This window comes from Sneathiella chungangensis, assembly GCF_009882935.1.
GTDB classification, from domain to species: Bacteria; Pseudomonadota; Alphaproteobacteria; order Sneathiellales; family Sneathiellaceae; genus Sneathiella; species Sneathiella chungangensis.
The window spans coordinates 401,881-419,871 of sequence record NZ_WTVA01000003.1 but is presented as its reverse complement, the minus strand read 5'-3'; the positions used below and the strand labels follow the sequence as shown (position 1 = coordinate 419,871).

Genomic DNA, 17,991 nt, shown 5'->3' with positions numbered 1-17,991 from the left:
TGTATAAAGGGGTATGTCGCGTAATCCGGTTCATTTCCTCACCACTGTTTTCGGCTATCCCGCCTTCCGCGGTGAGCAGGCCGATATCATCGATCATGTCATCAACAAGGGCGACGCCCTCGTCCTGATGCCGACGGGCGGCGGCAAGTCGCTCTGCTACCAGATCCCGGCGCTCTGCATGGAGGGGACGGCCATCGTCATCTCGCCGCTGATCGCGCTAATGCAGAACCAGGTGGAGGCCTTGCAGCAACTCGGCGTTGCCGCAGCGGCACTCAATTCCGCCCATGCGCCGGAGGAACAGGCTTTGGTGCGCGAACAGCTGCTGAAGGGCGAGCTCAAGCTTCTCTATATCGCGCCGGAGCGGCTTTTTTCTGGCGGCTTCCTCGAGCTTCTCTCGCGCATTGAGATATCCCTCTTCGCCATTGACGAGGCGCATTGCGTTTCCCAATGGGGGCATGACTTCCGCCCCGAATATCTTCGCCTCACCGTGCTGAAGGAGGCCTTTCCCAATGTACCGCGGCTGGCGCTGACCGCGACGGCCGATGCGCCGACGGAAAAGGATATCATCGAGCGTCTCGGCCTTGGCTACGGGCGGATCTTCCGCGCCGGGTTTGACCGGCCGAATATCTGCTACCGCTTGACGGCGAAGACGAACGGGGTCTCGCAACTGCTTGATTTCATCAAGTCCGAACATGCGGAGGATGCGGGCATCGTCTATTGCATGTCGCGGCGGAAAGTTGAGCAGGTCGCGGGGAAAATCGCGGCGAGTGGCCGCATCGCGCTGCCCTATCATGCCGGGCTCGACCCGGAGGTCCGGCGCGAGACGCAGGCGCGCTTCCTGAAGGAGGATGCAGTCATCATCGTCGCCACCATCGCCTTCGGCATGGGCATCGACAAGCCGGACGTGCGCTTCGTCGCCCATCTCGATTTGCCGAAGAATATGGAAAGCTATTATCAGGAGACGGGGCGCGCAGGGCGCGACGGCCTGCCCGCCGATGCCTGGCTCGCCTATGGGCTGCAGGATGTCGCCAAGCTGAAATCGCTGATGCGCAATCCGGACAAGACGCTTCAGCAACAGCAGCTCGACCGCGGCAAGCTCGAATCGCTGCTGCAGTTCTGCGAGAGCGCGCTCTGCCGCCGCCACCTGATCCTCAAATATTTCGGCGAATCGCCGCCCGAAACCTGCGGCAATTGCGACAACTGCCTGGAGCCGCCGGCGCTGTTCGATGCCACCGAGGCGGCGCAGATGGCGCTTTCCACCATCTACCGGAGCGGCGAGATGTTCGGCGCGGGCCATATCATCGATATCCTGCTCGGCGCGGAAACCGACAAGATTGCAAAATTCGGCCATGACCGGCTCAGCACCTACGGAATGGGCAAAAGCGTCAGCCGCGCCGACTGGCAGTCGATCTTCCGCCAGCTGCTCGCCCTCGGCCTGATCAACGTGGATGCGGAAGGATATGGCGGCCTGTCGCTCGATGAAAGCTGCCGGCCCGTCCTCAAGGGCGAGATACCGCTGGAGCTCAAGAAGAGCCCGGCGCGCGCACCAAAACAGAAACCCGCCGCCGCCTCGCGCAAATTCGCCAGCAAGGAGGAGGAGGCGCTCTTCTCCTATCTCAAGTCCGTGCGGCTCAATCTCGCCAAGGAACAGAATGTGCCGCCCTATGTCATTTTCCATGACCGCACCTTGATCGAGATGGCGCAACTGCGCCCGCAGTCGCTGACCGCCTTTGGCGAGCTTCAGGGCGTCGGGCGCAGCAAGCAGGAAAAATACGGCCCCGCCTTCCTGAAGGCGATCGGCGAGACCGCTTCCTGAGCCGGGCAATCGTGAATTAGCATTACCGCTCGCGCAAAATCTTCCTATATTGCCCTTAAGGACCAGCCGCCACCGGCCACTACGGGAGAGATCATGCTGAAACTCGACATCAACGGCGCCTCATATGACGTCGACGTGGAAGACGACACGCCCCTGCTCTGGGTGCTCCGCGACACCGTCAATCTGAAGGGCACCAAGTTCGGCTGCGGCATTGCCGCCTGCGGCGCCTGCACGGTGCATCTGGACGGCGCGCCCGTGCGCTCCTGCAGCTATCCCGTCGCCGACGCGGTGGGCGCGAAAATCACCACCATCGAAGGCATCGGCGGCGATAAACTTTCGGCGGTGCAGCAGGCCTGGATCGAGGAACAGGTCCCGCAATGCGGCTATTGCCAGTCGGGCATGATCATGGCGGTCTCCGCCCTGCTCGCGGAAAATCCCGCGCCGAGCGATGACGACATCGCTGAAAGCATCACCAATATCTGCCGCTGCGGCACCTATCCGCGCATCAAGAAGGCGATAAAGCGCGCCGCCCAACTGCAGGGAGGGGACTGACATGGCCAAGCTTAACGTTTCCCGGCGCAAATTCCTGGTCGGCGGCATTCTTGTCGGCGGCGCCCTCGCCGTCGGCTATGGCTTCCTCCGCGAGGGCGAACCGGACAACGCCGCCCTCACCGCCACCACCGAGGAGGGGGAGATTGCGCTCAACGCCTGGGTCAAGGTGGACCGGAACGGGATCGTCACCGTCGCCGTCCCGCGCGCCGAGATGGGACAGGGCGTCTATACGGCGCTCGCCATGCTGGTCGCCGAGGAAATGGAGGCGAATTTCGATGATATCGTCGTCGAACAGGCGCCCATCGCCGATATCTACGCCAATATCACGATGATCAAGGATTCCCTTCCCTTCTCCGACGGACATCACCAGGGCGAGGAGACGGTCGGCGCCTGGGGCATGGCGAAAGTCGCCCGCACCCTCGGCGTTCAGGCGACCGGCGGCAGCACGTCGGTGCGCGATGCCTGGATCCCGATGCGCGAGGCAGGGGCGACGGCGAAGGCGATGCTGGTGCAGGCCGCCGCGCGCGACTGGGATGTGCCGGCGGGTGAGATAACGGTCGAGAACGGCGTGATCAGCCATGCAGCAAGCGGCGCCTCGGGCGGTTTCGGCGATTTCGTCGAACGGGCCGCGTCCGAGGCCGTGACGACCACCCCGACACTCAAGGACAGCCGCGACTTCAAACTGATCGGCAAACCGCAAATGCGCGTCGATATCCCGGAGAAGGTCGACGGGACGGCGGTCTTCGGCGTCGATGTCGAGGTGGAGGGCATGGCCCATGCCGCCGTCAAGCTAGCGCCGGTCTTCGGCGGCACCCTCGCCTCCCATGACGCAGAGGCGGTTCGGGGGATGCCGGGCGTGATCGCGGTCGTGCCCTTCGATATCGGCGTTGCCGTCGTCGCCAACAGTTTCTGGCGGGCGAAAACCGCCGTCGAGGCGCTACCCGCCAGCTTCAACGACGGTCCGGCGAAGGACTATTCCTCCGCCGGTATCCTCACGCTTCTGGAAGAAAGCCTCGACAGCGACGATGCGCGCGTCTATTCGGAAGACGGCGATGCGGCGGCGGCAATCACGGCCTCCGCCCAGCCGGTTCACGCGGTCTATAAAGCCCCCTTCCTCGCCCATGCCTGCATGGAGCCGATGAACTGCACGGCGAAGGTCACGGAAACCGGCGTCGAGATCTGGATGCCCAATCAGGCGCCGACCCTCGTCAAATGGTTCGCCGAGAAATTCGCCGATGTCCCGGCGGAGAATGTGACCGTGCATACCACGCTGCTCGGCGGCGGTTTCGGGCGGCGCGCCGAGATCGATCTTGTCTATCTGGCGGTGACCATCGCCAAGGCGGTGAAGGGGCGTCCGGTCAAGCTGATCTGGACGCGGGAGAATGACATCCAGCATGATATCTACCGCCCCGCCGCCGTCAGCCGGTTCGACGGGGCACTCGGCCCGGACGGCAGGATTACCGGCTGGGCGAACCGGATAGCCAGCCAGTCGGTTTCCGGCTCCTTCACCGAACGGCTGCTGCCCTGGGCGGCAATGGACATGCCGGACAACACAACGAGCGAGGGCGCGGCGGATATTCCCTATGAATTCGCCAACCGCATGGTCGATCATGTGCCGGTCAAGCTGCCCATCCCGGTCGGCTTCTGGCGGAGCGTCGGCCATTCCTATAACGCCTTTTTTACCGAATCCTTTATGGATGAAATGGCCCATGCCGCCGGCAAGGACCCGATTGAATTCCGCCTCGCCCATCTTGAGGGGCATCGGGATTTCGCCGATGTCCTGAGAAAGCTCGCCGAGGTGAGCCGCTGGTCGGAACCGCTGCCACCCGGGCGCGGACGCGGCGTCGCGCTGCACGAATCCTTCTCCTCCATCGTCGGTCAGGTCGTCGAGGTGACGGCGAACGGCAGCAAGGAAGTGACGGTCGACAAGGTCTATTGCGTCGTCGATTGCGGCGCGGTCGTCAATCCCGACACGGTAACCGCGCAGATGGAGGGCGGGATCCTGTTCGGCCTGACCGCCGCGCTCTACGGCGAGATCGAGATCGAGGGGGGCGCCGTGGTCAACAGCAATTTCCCCGATTACGAGATGGTCCGCCTTGCGGGCTGCCCGGAGATCGAGGTGCATCTGGCGCAGAGCGGGCGGCGGCTGGGCGGTATCGGCGAAGTTGCAACCCCGCCCATAGCCCCGGCCCTCGCCAATGCCCTGTTCGCGGCGACCGGGGAACGCATCCGCGAATTGCCGATCAGCAAAAACGGCTTTATCGCCTGACGGGAAATCGATAAGCTGGCCGCGGGATGAAAGCGAGCGGGAGGCTATGGATGATATCCTTTGCGGAAATCCGCGCGAAAGCGCAAGAGAATGCGGGCGGGGCGTCTGAGCTCGCGGCCCGGATGCCGGACATCAAACCGGACGCGGAGCTTAGAAAAATAAATCCCGCGCAAAGCTTTTCCGACATGTCTTTTCGCATTTTCTCGACCGGCCTCAACCAGACCATGGTGCGGAACAAATGGCCGGCCTTCGAGGATGCCTTTCATGGCTTCGAGCCCGCCAAGGTCGCCTTCATGAGCGAGGATGATATCGCGGGGCTGATGGACAACCCGGCGATCATCCGCCATCTCGGCAAGATCCGCGCGACCCATCATAACGCCCTCGCCATGGTCGAGCTGCAAAAGGAGTTCGGCTCCATCGGCAATTATCTTGCCGACTGGCCGTCGAGTGACATCATCGGGCTCTATGAGGATATCAAGAAACGCTTCAAGCAGCTCGGCGGCAATTCGGGCCCCTATTTCGTCCGCATGATGGGCAAGGACGGCTTTATCCTGACGGCGGACGTGGTGACGGCGCTCAACAGGCTTGGCGTCGCCAAGGGGAAAATGACCTCCAAGAAAGACCAGGCGGCGGTGCAGGCCGCGTTCAACGCCTGGCATGAGGAGAACGGCGCGCCCTACGCGCATCTCAGCCGGACGCTTGCCATCTGGACCGGATAGGTGCGCGCCCCTATTGATTAAATCCCGATTGCGGGGCATAGATAGGGGAGCCTCAAACAAACAATAAAGAAGAGTATCATGTCCGGCCCACTTGACGGAATTCTCGTCGTCTCCCTCGAACAGGCGGTTGCCGCCCCCTATCTCTCCTGCCGCCTCGCCGATGCCGGGGCGCGCGTTATCAAGATCGAACGGCCGGAGGGCGATTTCGCCCGCACGCTGGATTCGGTCGTCAACGGCCAGAGCGCCTATTTCGTCTGGCTGAACCGCGGCAAGGAATCGGTCCAGCTCGACATCAAGGAAGCGGAGGATCTCGCGCTTCTCAAAAAAATGATTTCAAAGGCCGATGTCTTTATCCAGAATCTCGCGCCCGGCGTTGTCGGGCGTTATGGTCTCGACCACGAGACACTGCGCAGCGCCAACCCGCGCCTGATCACCGTCGATATCTCCGGCTATGGCGCGGAGGGCCCTTATGCCAAGATGAAGGCCTATGACATGCTGGTGCAGTGCGAATCCGGCCTTGCCTCGATTACCGGCACGGCGGACAGTCCGAGCCGGGCGGGCGTCTCCGTCTGCGATATCGCGACCGGCATGCATGGTCTTATCAGCGTCCTCGAGGCGCTTTACGAGCGCGACCGGACGGGCAAGGGCCGCGCCGTCAATTCGACGTTGTTTGCGGGCATGGCCGACTGGATGGCCGTCCCCCTCCTCCATCACGATTACGGCGGAAAGGCGCCGGGCCGTGTCGGTCTCGCCCATCCGTCCATCGCGCCTTACGAAGCCTTCGAGACGCGCGAGGGCGGTGCCGTCGTTATCTCCATCCAGAACGAGACCGAGTTCCGGAACCTCTGCGAGCATGGACTTCACAAGCCTGAGCTGGCGACCGATCCGCGATTTCAATCGAACAATCTTCGGGTAGCGAACCGACCCGCGCTGCATGAGGCGATCAACTCGGTCTTCAAAACCCTCACACGCGACGAGGTCGTCGAGCGGCTCAAGGCAGGGCGCATCGCCTTCGGTGCCGTCAATTCAGTCGCCGACCTCTCAACGCATCCGCAGCTTGACCGTATCGTGGTCGAAAGCCCGGAAGGGCCGGTGAGCATGCCCGCCTCGCCGATCCATCTTGAAGGCCAGGCGCAGGAATTCGGACCGATCCCGGCTCTCGGCGAGCATAACCAGAAAATCCGCGACGAATTTGCCGACTAAGATGCCGAGCGAGCGCACGGAACGACTGGAGCAAAAACACGGCGCGCGCTACAAATGGTTCGCGGTTCTTGCGGTGATTTTCGGCCTGCTTGCGGCGATCTTCTCCTCCACCATGATCAACGTGGCGCTGACCAACATCATGGCGGACTACAACGTGACGCAGGCCTCGGCGCAATGGATGTCGACGGGATTCCTCTGTGCGAATTCGGTCTGCATGCTGGCCTCCGCCTGGTTATTGCAGAATATCGGCGCGCGGAAAACCTTCCTGATCGCCTCCATCCTGTTCTTCACCGGCTGCATGATCGGCCAGTTCGCCCCGGCGTTTAACCTGCTGATTTTCGCCCGGATTCTGCAGGGCGCGGGCGCGGGCATTATCCAGCCGCTCTCCATGGCGCTCGTCTTCATGCTGTTCCCGGAGAACCGGCGCGGCTCCGCCCTTGGCGTCTTCAGCATGGTTATCGTTCTCGGCCCCGCCCTCGGGCCGACCATCGGCGGCATTATTACCGATAACCTGGACTGGCATTTCACCTTTACGGCGGCGCTGCCGCTGTCGCTGTTCGCCACCATTGCCGGATGGATATTCCTCCCCGACCGCGACGACAACCAGGGATCGACCCGGTTCAACTATATCAGCTTCCTGCTCATCGCGGTGACCGTCGGGGCTTTGCTGACCGGCCTCTCGAACAGCCAGTTCTATTCCTTCCTCGATGTCCGGGTGGTCATCTTCCTCGCGACCGCGCTCGTCGCCTTCGCGCTCTTTATCCTGCGTGAGAGGAAAAGCAAGGCACCGCTCCTGCATCTTGCCATGTTCCGCAACCTGCAGTTCACCGCGACGGTTATCATCGGCGCCATCGTCAGCGCGGGCATGTTTTCCAGCATCTATATGCTGCCGCTTTTTGCACGGACGGTGCAGCTCAGCGACGCGACGGAGGCCGGGCTCCTGCTGTTGCCCGGCGGGCTCGTGCTCGCCCTCGTCTCGCCGATTGCCGGGCGCCTCGTCGACCGGATGCCCGCCTACCGGCTATTGCTCGCGGGGGTGATCCTGTTCGTCATCTCGACCTACGCCCTCACCTACGCCAATGCGCTCAGCGGCTTCTGGATGATTGCCGGCTGGGTGGTCGTGAGCCGCGGGGCGCTCGGGCTTCTGCTGCCGGCCAACAGCACCCTCGCCCTCTCCAGCGTACAGGGTCCGCAGGTGCCGCAGGCCTCCGGCGCGCTCAACTTCTGCCGCATGCTGGGCGGTACCATCGGGGTGAATATCATCGCCCTGCTGATCACCGCCCGCTCCGCCCATTACGGGAGCGAATTCCTCGCCGGAAACGCCGGCGCAGCCTTGACCCCGGCGCAGCTGGTGGAAACCATGACGCTCACCTTCCATGACTGTTTCCTGATCGCCTGCCTCTTCTTCGCGCTCGCGCTGATCCCGGTGCTTTACCTGGCGCGGAAATCAGGGGGAACGACGGCGACATAAAAAAGCCCCGCACCAGGGCGGGGCTTTTCCGTCGCGTGAAGGCCTAGAGGTCCTTGAAGCTTTTACCTTCCTTGACCAGCCGTTCAAGAAGCGGCGCCGGGGTCCATTCATCCCCATGCTCCGCCTTGAACTTCAGCAGGTCGTTATAGATATTCTCAAGCCCGATATGATCCGCGTAGCGCATCGGCCCGCCGCGATAGATCGGCCAGCCGTAGCCATAAACCCAGATCACGTCGATATCGCTGGCGCGGGTCGCGATCCCTTCTTCCAGGATTTTCGCCGCCTCGTTGATCATCGGATAGACGCAGCGCTTGAGGATTTCCTCATCCGACACCTGACGGCGGTTGATCCCGGCGTCGCGGGCCGCCTTGACGATAATCTCCTCGACGATCGGGTCCGGCTGCGGTGTACGGCTGCCCTTCTCATAGTGATAATAGCCATCGCCCGTCTTCTGGCCGAAGCGGCCAAGCTCGCAGATCGCATCGGCAACCGGGCTCTTGACGCCCTTGCCCTGGCGGATGCGCCAGCCGACGTCATTGCCCGCAAGGTCCGACATGGCGAACGGCCCCATGGGGAAGCCGAAATCATAGAGCACGCGGTCGACATCCTCGAGTTTCGCGCCCTCGAGGATCAGCTGGCTTGCCTGCTCGCCGCGTTTCGCCAGCATGCGGTTGCCGACGAAGCCCTCGCAGACCCCGACCATCACCGGCACCTTGCCGATCTTCTTGGCAAGCGCCATGCAGGTCGCCATGACGGTGGCGCTGGTCTTCTTGGTCCGCACCTCCTCAAGCAGCCGCATCACATTGGCGGGCGAGAAGAAATGCAGGCCGATGACATAGTCCGGACGGCTCGTCGCCGTGCCGATCTCGTCGATATCGAGGGTCGAGGTGTTGGTCGCGAGGATAGCGCCCTGCTTGCAGATCTTGTCGAGCTTGCCGAACACCTCTTTCTTGACGTCCATATTCTCGAAAATCGCCTCGATGACAATATCGGCGTCTTTCAAATCCTCAAGACTGGTCGAGCCCGTCAGCAGGGACATATATTTATCCATCGCCTCCTGCTTGAGCCGACCCTTGGAGACGGTCGCCGCATAGTTCGACTTGATGACGCCGATACCCTTGTCGAGCGCCTCCTGGGACGTCTCCACAATCGTCACCGGAATGCCGGCCTGCAGGAAGTTCATGGCGATGCCGCCGCCCATGGTGCCGGCGCCGACGATGCCCGCCGTCTTGATATCAATCAGCGGGGTGTCTTTCGGCACATCCGGGATCTTGTTGGCCTGCCGTTCGGCGAAGAAGAAATACTGCTGCGCCTTGGCCTGCTCGCCGCTCATCAATTCCATGAACAGCTCGCGTTCCCGCTTCAGGCCGTCAGCGAAGGGAAGATTTACCGCGGCTTCAATCGCCTTGATGCAGTTTTCCGGCGCTTCGAACCCCCGGAACTTGCGGGCGTTGGCTTTGCGGAACTCATCGAAGATGGCCGGGTTCTTCCTGGCCTCCTCCAGCTTGTCATTCTGCTCGCTGATCTTGACCAGCGGGCGACCCTCCGCAACGACCTTTTTGGCGAAAGCAATGGCGCCTTCGGTCAGGTCACCGTCAATCATCTCATCGATCAGCCCGGCGGCAAAGGCTTGCTTCGCCGGCACATGTACGCCCGAAGTGATGAATTCAAGCGCCTTCTGCACGCCGACAACGCGCGGCAGCCGCTGCGTCCCGCCAGCCCCCGGCAGGATGCCAAGCTTCACTTCGGGCAGGCCGACTTTCGCGGACGGCACCGCAACCCGGTAATGACAGCCGAGCGCCGTCTCCAGCCCGCCGCCGAGCGCCGTGCCATGAATGGCGGCGACCACCGGCTTGCTGGAACTTTCGATGGTGGAAATCACCACATTCAGCCCCGGCTCTTTCGGCGGCTTGCCGAATTCGGTGATATCCGCCCCGGCGATAAAGGTCCGCCCGGCGCAGGCAAGCACAACGGCATTGACCGACCCGTCCGCGACCGCCGCTTCGATCCCGCCCTTGATCCCGGCGCGAACCCCTTGGCTCAGCGCGTTCACGGGCGGACTGTTGACGGTGACGACGCCGACCGTTCCCTTCGCCTCATATGTCACAAACTCATTGATGGCCGTCATTTTTCTATTCCTTCTTTTTACGGTTTCTTGTCTGACCAGTTATTTTCGTGTCGGATCGTCGGAGACCCGGACCAGCAGCTTGCCGAAATTCTTGCCCTTGAGCAGGCCCATGAAGGCCTCCGGCGCCTTCTCGATGCCCTCGACGATATCCTCGCGGTATTTGAGTTTCCCCTCCCGGATCCAGCCGCTGACATCCTTGAGGAAGGCCGGCAGATGATGGAAGTGATAGGAAATGATGAAACCCTGGATCAGGATCCGATGGGTCAGAACCGAGCGCATCAGCGCCGGCAGCATGTTCGTGCCCTGCGGCAAATCCGTCATGTTATACTGCGAGATCAGGCCGCAGACCGGCATGCGGGAATCATCATTGAGCAACGGCAGCACCGCCTCGAACACCTTGCCGCCGACATTCTCGAAATAGACGTCGATCCCGTCCGGGCATGCGGCGGCGAGCTTTTCCTTAAAATCCGCGTCCTTGTAGTTGAGGCAGGCATCGAAGCCGAGTTCATCGACCACGAAGGCGCATTTTTCCGCCGATCCGGCAATGCCGATGGCGCGGCAGCCCTTGATCCGGGCGATCTGGCCGACCACGCTGCCGACCGCGCCCGATGCGGCGGCGACCACCACCGTCTCGCCTGCCTGCGGCTTGCCGATCTCCAGCAGGCCGTAATAGGCGGTAAGCCCCGGCATGCCGAGAACCCCGACACCGGTCGAGATCGGCGCCTGATCCGGATTGAGCTTCATCACCCCGGTGCCGTCGGACAGGCAATAGCTCTGCCAGCCGGTTCCGCACATCACATAATCACCGGTCTTGAACTGGTCGTTATTGGAGTCCTCGACAACACCAACGCCGCCGCCGACCATGACCTGGCCAAGCTCCGCATTGGCGGCATAGCTTTTCTCCGCGCCCATCCGGCCACGCATATAGGGGTCGAGCGACATATAGATGACCTTGACGCGGAACTGGCCCGGACCGGGCGTCGGCGCCGGCGTTTCCACCAATTGGAAATTATCGGCAGTCGGTTCCCCGACGGGGCGCGATTTAAGCAGGATTTGCTTGTTCATTGCTGACATTTGAAATGCCTTTCATCTCTATGTTTTTATTTAGGTTAATTATATCCTGGTCGAGGGTATCGACGAACAGGCGGGCGACAAGATCGGCACGATGTGAAAGAACGGCTCCCTGGTTGATATATTGCTTGTCCGTTATCTCGTTTTTATCCACCGAAAGCGGTTCCGCCATGATCAGGGCTTTTCCCACCCGCCGGCTCGGGGACGGATTGTCCTGATTATAGCGACTGAGTTTCTCCTGAACAGCCTCAATCAGCGCGGGCGCGATAATCCGTTTGCCATCGGCGGAAATCGCGCCGTCGCGCGCCGTATATTTTGCCTGCACCGCCTCGGTCAGCAGGATCATGATGCCGATCTCGTCGCGGTCATGCCCGGCGATCACCACGTCGCGCGCGAGCGGATTGAGCGCATCGATCAGCGACAGCCGGAGCGAGCCCGTGCTGACCCAGGTGCCGTTCGCCAGCTTGAAATCCTCGGCGACGCGGCCGTCGAACACCATGCCCGCCTCCGGTTTGTCGGGATCGACCCATTTCACCGCATCCCCGATGCAATAGTAGCCTTCCTCATCAAAAAATTGCGCCGTCAGGTCGGGCCGCTTGTAATATCCCGTATGGACATTCGGCCCCTTGATGCGGATTTCGAGCTTCTCGCCGACGGGGAGGATTTTCACGGTAATGCCCGGCGTCGGCAGGCCGATCAGCCCGACCTTCTCGCTGTTCCAATGCACCGCCGTGCCGGTCCCCGTTGTCTCCGTCGAGCCCCAGCCGGTACCGAAGGGAATACGCAAGCCGGTGTATTTGATGGCCAGCTGCTGCATCCGTTCGAACATTTCCTGCGACAGCGCCGCGCCGCCATATTGGCAAATCTTGAGGTTCTTGAAGAAGGCATGGCCGAGTTCCTCATCCTCCTCCATGCGGTCGGCGAGATAGCTGTAGGCCGCCGGCACCGTGCTGAAGCGCGAGGGCGAGATCTTCTTCAAATTCTCGATGGTGCGGCCGAAAAGGCCCGGCGTCGGCTTGCCGTCATCGAGGAACAAAGTCCCGCAGGAACGCGCAATGCTGAAGAAATTGACCGTGCCGCCATAGGTATGATGCCAGGGCAGCCAGTCGAGCACGCGGGCCGGATCGTTTACCGGGTCCGGCGCCTCCGAGATCAGTTCCAGCGTCTTCTGAGCCGCGCAGAGCATCCGGTGGGTGTTCGGCACCGCCTTCGGCATGCCGGTGGAGCCGGAGGTAAAGAGGATCATGGCGAGCGTATCATGCGTCACCGCCGAGAAGGCCGCCTCGACCGCCGCCGCGTCAAGCGCGCCGAGCATATCGCTGTAGCGGAGGCCGCCATGGGGATTGCCGGTCACCGTCACCACCTCGATCCCGGAAAGATCGAGCGCCGACAGCGCCGCCTCATACATATCGCCATCCTCGGCGAAGATCAGGCCCGGCTCAGTTAATTCCACGGAATATTTTAGCTTCGTGAAATCGGCGCCAAGCAGCGAATAGGAGGGGGAAACGGCGGTCACGGGAATGCCCGCCTGCACCGCGCCGACTTTCAGCGCCGCATGGGCGAAACTGTTGCCCGAAAGGATCATCACGGATTTCTCCGGCCCGAATCCGCGGGCCAGCAGATGGCTGCTGATGCGGTCCGCCTCCTCCCTGATTTTCCGGTAGCTCAGCTCCGGCCAGTTACCGTCCGGCGAGCATTGCACCAGAAAGGCGCGGTCCGGAAACGCCGACGCAGCCCGCCGAAAATACATGGCAATGTTGGATTCATACTCGCCAAGCGGGATATTGCTCTTGACAACCCGGCTTCCATCGCGGTTACTGGTGACCGAAATATCCGGCGACGGCCGATGAAATGGCCGAAATGGTATAGTTGACGGCATATGGTGAACAAACTCCGTGTTTTTTTTGTTCTATTTTATAGTTCGGACTGTTATTGTTGGAATATTGACAAATTGTCGTCACAATTGCCAGCAGTAGACGCGAAAAAAATAAAAAAATAACAAGGTGGAACGCGCCATGAACCATTCTACAGACGTCGCGGTGGCAACCGACCGAGCCAGCAAGAGAAAAGAAGAGAAGCGCAACCGGCTGCTGGCGGCGGCCCGCAAGCTCTTCGTCAGTAAAGGGTATCACGAAACGCGGCCGCAGGATATCGCCAAGGAGGCGGATGTCGCCCATGGCACCTTTTACAGTCATTATACGGACAAGCGGGAAATCTTCCTCGCCTTCGCCAGTAGCGCGCAGGAGGATCTGCATTCCTATGTGCATTCGCGCATTCCGAAGGTCGATACGTTCGAGGAATATATCCGCTACAGCCTGACCGCCATTCAGGAGTTTGCCGAACAGAACCCGGGATTGCTGCGCTCCGCCCTTGTCGATACCAAGGTGTTCGACCCGACGGACTCGACCTCGAAGGAAGTCCGCAGCCGCTTCGCCGCCGGCTTTATCGGGCAACTGCGAAATGGCTGCAAGAATGGCGAACTATATGAGGATATCGATCCGGACCTGATCGGCCATGCGATGATGGGATTGATCCAGTTCTCCGCGCCGATGGCCTACCGCAAGGGACAGAGCCGGGAGGAATATGTCAACCACTTAAGCCGCTTCCTGACGCGCGCGCTCGTGAAATCGCCGAAAACAATCAAGTAATCAGCCCCAGGGCCCCTTCTTCGGTGCCTTGCCCGCCGGTCTGTCCGTATAGGGCGTCGTTCCGCGCGGCGCAGATGTTCCGCCGCTGTCGGGCCTCGCGTAGCGGCTTGCCGACGGGCGGCTTGTCCGGGTCGGCACGATCGTTTTCGCCAGCTCCATCAGCCGGGCGACGCGGTTCGCCGTCGCGGGATGGGTCGAGAACAGGTTATCCGCCCCCTGTCCATGCAACGGATTGACAATGAACAGGCTGGCAGAGGCCGGATTACGCTCCGCCTGGACATTCTCGATCCCGCGCGCGCCCCGCTCCAGTTTCTGAAGCGCGCTTGCCAGCCATTCCGGATTTCCGCAAATCTCGCTGCCTGTATGGTCGGCCGAATATTCCCGCGTCCGGCTGATCGCCATCTGCACCAGCATGGCGCCGAGCGGCGCGAGGATCATGATGGCGAGGGTGCCGATGATCCCGCCGCGGTTATCGCGACTGCCGCCGAAGAAAAACGCGAAATTGGCGAGCATGCTGATCGCGCCGGCGATCGTCGCGGTCACCGTCATGGTCAGGGTATCGCGGTTCTTGATATGCGCAAGCTCATGGGCGAGAACGCCGGCGAGCTCCTCCCGGGTCAGGATTTTCAGGATACCGCGGGTGACGGCAACGGCACCATTCTCCGGGTTCCGCCCCGTCGCGAAGGCGTTGGGCTGCGGATTGTCCATGATGAAGACCTTCGGCATCGGCAGGCCCGCACGATCCGCCAGCTCCTTGACCAGGCCGACAAGCTCCGGCGCGTCGCTCATGGTCACCTGTCGGGCGCCATACATCTTGAGGACCATCTTGTCGGAATTCCAGTAGGCGAAGCCGTTCATGGCGATCGCGATCACGAGGGCGATCAGCATGCCCTGCGCCCCGCCGAGCAGAAAGCCGACAGCCAGGAACAGCGCCGTTATCGCGGCAATCAGTAATCCGGTCTTGAAATAGTTCATCACACAACCCCAAACAACCCTTTACAGGCGTCTTTTATATGTAGTGATTTCGCCCGATATCAAGCGGCGTCGCGAAATTTGGGCGTCATAAAATAACCTCGAAAACGCCCCTTTTTGGCCACAACCAACCATCAAATGGCGCTTTACCGGTTAGTCAGAGAGTTACTGGCTGCCGGCAAGTCAAAGGGAGGCGTGCTGCCCCGCCCCATTCTACCCCGATGGACGCGGGGCAGCATTGTCGATTAACCGGTCGCGTACAATCCGGCGGGACACGCGCCTGCCGGATTTTTTTATTTGTCCATTATTCCTGAGCGTCAGCCCGCCGCAACTTCGCCGGACGCCTGTTTCGCGATCAGGCCCTTGATTGCGGTGACGGCATCCTCGCCTTTGCTTGCGTCCGGTCCGCCGGCCTGCGCCATGTCGGGACGGCCACCGCCGCCCTTGCCGCCCAGCGCCTCGGAGCCCGCGCGCACCAGATCGACCGCGCTTATCCGCCCGGTCAGATCCTCCGTCACGCTGACGACGATGGAGGCCTTGCCCTCGTTGCTGCTGATCAGGACGATGACGCCGCTTTTCAGCTGCTTCTTGATCTCGTCGGCCATGGGCTTCAGGTCCTTCGGCGGCACATCGGAGAGCAGCCGCGCCATCAGGGCGACATCACCGACCTGCTCGGGTGCCTCCGCTGCGCCGCCGCCCCCGCCGCTCACCAGCTTCTTGCGGGTATCGGCGAGTTCGCGCTCCAGCTTCTTGCGTTCTTCCAGAAGGCCGTGAAGGCGGTTGCCAAGTTCCTGCGGCGCGATTTTCAGGGTCGCCGCCGCCTCGCTCAGCAGTTTCTCGCGGGCATTGACATAGTCGAGTGCGGCTTCTCCTGCCACGGCCTCGATCCGGCGGACGCCGGCGGCAAGGCCGCCTTCGCTGACGATCTTGAGAAAGCCGATATCGCCGGTGCGCCCGACATGGGTGCCGCCGCAGAGTTCCGTCGAGTAATTCCGGCCCGCCCCCTTGTGCGCATCCGGCCCGCCCATGGAGACAACGCGCACTTCATCGCCGTATTTCTCGCCGAACAGCGCCATCGCACCGGCTTTGATCGCCTCCTCCGGCGTCGACAATTGAACCTCGACATCGGCATTGAGGCGAATGCGGTCGTTCACCGCCCGCTCGATCTCCGCCAGTTCGGCCTCCGTCACCGGCTTCTGGTGCGAAAAGTCGAAGCGCAGGCGGTCCTCGGCCACCAGCGAGCCTTTCTGCGTCACATGGGGCCCAAGCGTCTGGCGCAGCGCCTCATGCAGCAGATGGGTCGCCGAATGATGGGCGCGCAGGCGCGACCGGCGGCGGTGATCGACATGGGTTTCGACGACGTCGCCGACCGTCAGCTCGCCCTTGGCGATCTGGCCGACATGGATATACAGGTCCTGTTTCTTCTGGGTGTCCTTGACGACCATGGCGAAACCGTCCTGGATCTTGAGCATCCCGTGGTCGCCTTCCTGACCGCCGCTCTCGCCGTAGAAGGACGTCTGGTTGAGGACGACTTTCACCTCATCACCCTGGGCGGCCTTCTCAACCTCTTCGCCGTCCTTGATGATCGCCTGGACCTTGCCCTCGGCAACCTCTGTCTGGTAGCCGAGAAATTCGGTGGCGCCGAGCTTTTCATGGAGGTCGAACCAGAGCGCATCCGTCGCGGCTTCGCCGGAGCCGGACCAGGCGGCGCGGGCGGCCTCCTTCTGTTTCTTCATGGCGGCATCGAAGCCGGCCTCATCAAGGTCGCGGTTCTGGCCGCGCAGGATATCCTTCGTGAGATCAAGCGGGAAGCCGTAGGTATCATAGAGCTTGAAGGCGACATCGCCCGGAAGCGGATCATTCCCGCCCAGCTTGCCCGTCGCATCGCCGAGCAGTTTCAAACCGCGATCGAGGGTTTCCTTGAAGCGGCTTTCCTCCAGCTTCAAGGTTTCGGTAATCAGCGACTGCGCGCGTTTGAGTTCGGGAAAGGCATCGCCCATCTCGTCCACCAGCGTCGGCACGAGTTTATAGACCATCGGGTCTTTTGCGCCCAGCATATGCGCATGGCGCATGGCGCGGCGCATGATCCGGCGGAGCACATATCCCCGTCCCTCGTTCGATGGCAGCACGCCATCGGCGACAAGGAAGGAAGACGAGCGCAGGTGATCGGCGATCACCCGGTGGGAGACCTTGAACTCCCCGTCCGGATCGACGCCCGATACCTCCGCCGAGGCTTCGATGATATGGCGCATCAGGTCAATATCGTAATTGTCATGCTTGCCCTGGAGGACGGCGGTAATCCGCTCCAGCCCCATGCCGGTGTCGATGGACGGACGCGGGAGATTCTCGCGGCGCCCCTCGGCGAACTGCTCGAACTGCATGAACACGAGGTTCCAGATCTCGATGAAGCGATCCCCATCCTCATCGGCGCTGCCGGGCGGGCCGCCGGGAATCCCTTCTCCGTGATCAAAGAAAATCTCGGAGCAAGGCCCGCACGGACCGGTATCGCCCATCGACCAGAAATTATCGGAGGTGGCGATGCGGATGATTTTCTCGTCCGGCAGGCCGGCGATCTTTTTCCAGTGCCCCGCCGCCTCGTCATCGTCATGATAGACGGTGACCAGCAGCTTATCCTTGGGCAGGCCGAATTCCCTGGTGAGCAGGTTCCAGGCAAGCTCGATCGCGCGATCCTTGAAATAATCGCCGAAGGAGAAGTTCCCCAGCATCTCGAAAAAGGTGTGATGGCGCGCGGTATAACCGACATTTTCAAGGTCGTTATGCTTGCCGCCCGCGCGGACGCATTTCTGCGTCGTTACCGCGCGGTTATAGGGCCGCTTTTCCTGTCCGGTGAAGACATTCTTGAACTGCACCATGCCGGCATTGGTGAACAGCAAGGTCGGATCATTGCGCGGCACCAGCGGCGAGCTCTCCACCTTTTCATGGCCGTTCTTCGCGAAATAGTCCAGAAAGGAGCTGCGGATTTCTTTAGTTGTACTCATCTTGCGAACACCATCACCTTGGGCCGGGGCGCCAATTTTTCCGTTAATCAAGTCAGGCCCGCTGTTTTACAGCGCCCCGCCCCGCCTGTCCAGTTGGATAGCACTGGCAAAGCGCGGGCGAGCCTGCTATGGAATAGGTAATC

The 17,991-nt window shown here is 61.6% G+C and carries 12 protein-coding genes; 7 read left to right on the top strand and 5 right to left on the bottom strand.

Features of this window, described 5'->3' with window-relative positions; all coding sequences use genetic code 11:
* Positions 1-13 precede the first annotated feature (13 nt).
* From recQ to GQF03_RS09010, 6 genes are all read left to right on the top strand, one after another.
* Positions 14-1,816: a DNA helicase RecQ gene (gene recQ / locus GQF03_RS09035; RefSeq protein WP_161338914.1), complete on the top strand. Its 1,803-nt coding sequence runs from the start codon at positions 14-16 to the stop codon at positions 1,814-1,816.
* A gap of 93 nt (positions 1,817-1,909) precedes the next feature.
* A complete protein-coding gene (locus GQF03_RS09030; RefSeq protein ID WP_161338913.1) occupies positions 1,910-2,368 on the top strand; it encodes a (2Fe-2S)-binding protein in 459 nt (152 codons plus the stop codon).
* A gap of 1 nt (position 2,369) precedes the next feature.
* The gene (locus GQF03_RS09025) at positions 2,370-4,637 is read left to right on the top strand and encodes a xanthine dehydrogenase family protein molybdopterin-binding subunit (protein WP_161338912.1); all 2,268 of its coding nucleotides are present in this window, start codon (positions 2,370-2,372) and stop codon (positions 4,635-4,637) included.
* 50 nt (positions 4,638-4,687) lie between these two features.
* Complete coding sequence (locus GQF03_RS09020; RefSeq protein WP_161338911.1) at positions 4,688-5,356, top strand: DNA-3-methyladenine glycosylase I; 669 nt, start codon at positions 4,688-4,690, stop codon at positions 5,354-5,356.
* Between the two features lie 78 nt (positions 5,357-5,434).
* Entirely contained in the window at positions 5,435-6,559 is a 1,125-nt protein-coding gene (locus GQF03_RS09015; protein ID WP_161338910.1) for a CaiB/BaiF CoA transferase family protein, read from the top strand.
* Between the two features lies 1 nt (position 6,560).
* Positions 6,561-8,030: a DHA2 family efflux MFS transporter permease subunit gene (locus GQF03_RS09010; protein ID WP_161338909.1), complete on the top strand. Its 1,470-nt coding sequence runs from the start codon at positions 6,561-6,563 to the stop codon at positions 8,028-8,030.
* Positions 8,031-8,073: 43 nt separating this feature from the next.
* Here the strand turns inward: GQF03_RS09010 and GQF03_RS09005 are convergent, their stop codons facing one another.
* From GQF03_RS09005 to GQF03_RS08995, 3 genes are read right to left on the bottom strand one after another with little or no spacing between them, the layout of a single operon-like run.
* Positions 8,074-10,158, bottom strand: coding sequence for a 3-hydroxyacyl-CoA dehydrogenase NAD-binding domain-containing protein (locus tag GQF03_RS09005; RefSeq protein ID WP_161338908.1), 2,085 nt, complete (start codon positions 10,156-10,158; stop codon positions 8,074-8,076).
* Positions 10,159-10,197: 39 nt separating this feature from the next.
* Positions 10,198-11,232 carry an NADP-dependent oxidoreductase gene (locus GQF03_RS09000; protein WP_161338907.1) on the bottom strand — a complete coding sequence of 345 codons (1,035 nt, stop codon included), beginning with the start codon at positions 11,230-11,232 and terminating at the stop codon, positions 10,198-10,200.
* Positions 11,201-13,108 carry an AMP-binding protein gene (locus GQF03_RS08995; RefSeq protein ID WP_161338906.1) on the bottom strand — a complete coding sequence of 636 codons (1,908 nt, stop codon included), beginning with the start codon at positions 13,106-13,108 and terminating at the stop codon, positions 11,201-11,203. The genes GQF03_RS09000 and GQF03_RS08995 overlap by 32 nt, the downstream gene beginning before the upstream one ends.
* Before the next feature lie 136 nt (positions 13,109-13,244).
* Between GQF03_RS08995 and GQF03_RS08990 the strand changes: the two genes are divergently transcribed.
* The gene (locus tag GQF03_RS08990) at positions 13,245-13,877 is read left to right on the top strand and encodes a TetR/AcrR family transcriptional regulator (RefSeq protein WP_161338905.1); all 633 of its coding nucleotides are present in this window, start codon (positions 13,245-13,247) and stop codon (positions 13,875-13,877) included.
* Here GQF03_RS08990 and htpX read toward each other — a convergent pair whose 3' ends face one another.
* Positions 13,878-14,852 carry a zinc metalloprotease HtpX gene (htpX, locus tag GQF03_RS08985; protein ID WP_161338904.1) on the bottom strand — a complete coding sequence of 325 codons (975 nt, stop codon included), beginning with the start codon at positions 14,850-14,852 and terminating at the stop codon, positions 13,878-13,880.
* Between the two features lie 314 nt (positions 14,853-15,166).
* A complete protein-coding gene (gene alaS, locus GQF03_RS08980; protein ID WP_161338903.1) occupies positions 15,167-17,848 on the bottom strand; it encodes an alanine--tRNA ligase in 2,682 nt (893 codons plus the stop codon).
* Between the last annotated feature and the right edge of the window lie 143 nt (positions 17,849-17,991).

Coding starts and splice junctions, on each gene's coding strand:
- GQF03_RS09000 (WP_161338907.1), bottom strand. CDS start 11,232: ATGTCAGCAATGAACAAGCAAATCCTGCTTAAATCGCGCCCCGTCGGG.
- GQF03_RS08990 (WP_161338905.1), top strand. CDS start 13,245: ATGAACCATTCTACAGACGTCGCGGTGGCAACCGACCGAGCCAGCAAG.
- GQF03_RS09015 (WP_161338910.1), top strand. CDS start 5,435: ATGTCCGGCCCACTTGACGGAATTCTCGTCGTCTCCCTCGAACAGGCG.
- GQF03_RS08995 (WP_161338906.1), bottom strand. CDS start 13,108: ATGCCGTCAACTATACCATTTCGGCCATTTCATCGGCCGTCGCCGGAT.
- recQ (WP_161338914.1), top strand. CDS start 14: ATGTCGCGTAATCCGGTTCATTTCCTCACCACTGTTTTCGGCTATCCC.
- GQF03_RS09025 (WP_161338912.1), top strand. CDS start 2,370: ATGGCCAAGCTTAACGTTTCCCGGCGCAAATTCCTGGTCGGCGGCATT.
- GQF03_RS09030 (WP_161338913.1), top strand. CDS start 1,910: ATGCTGAAACTCGACATCAACGGCGCCTCATATGACGTCGACGTGGAA.
- GQF03_RS09020 (WP_161338911.1), top strand. CDS start 4,688: ATGATATCCTTTGCGGAAATCCGCGCGAAAGCGCAAGAGAATGCGGGC.
- alaS (WP_161338903.1), bottom strand. CDS start 17,848: ATGAGTACAACTAAAGAAATCCGCAGCTCCTTTCTGGACTATTTCGCG.
- GQF03_RS09010 (WP_161338909.1), top strand. CDS start 6,561: ATGCCGAGCGAGCGCACGGAACGACTGGAGCAAAAACACGGCGCGCGC.
- GQF03_RS09005 (WP_161338908.1), bottom strand. CDS start 10,158: ATGACGGCCATCAATGAGTTTGTGACATATGAGGCGAAGGGAACGGTC.
- htpX (WP_161338904.1), bottom strand. CDS start 14,852: ATGAACTATTTCAAGACCGGATTACTGATTGCCGCGATAACGGCGCTG.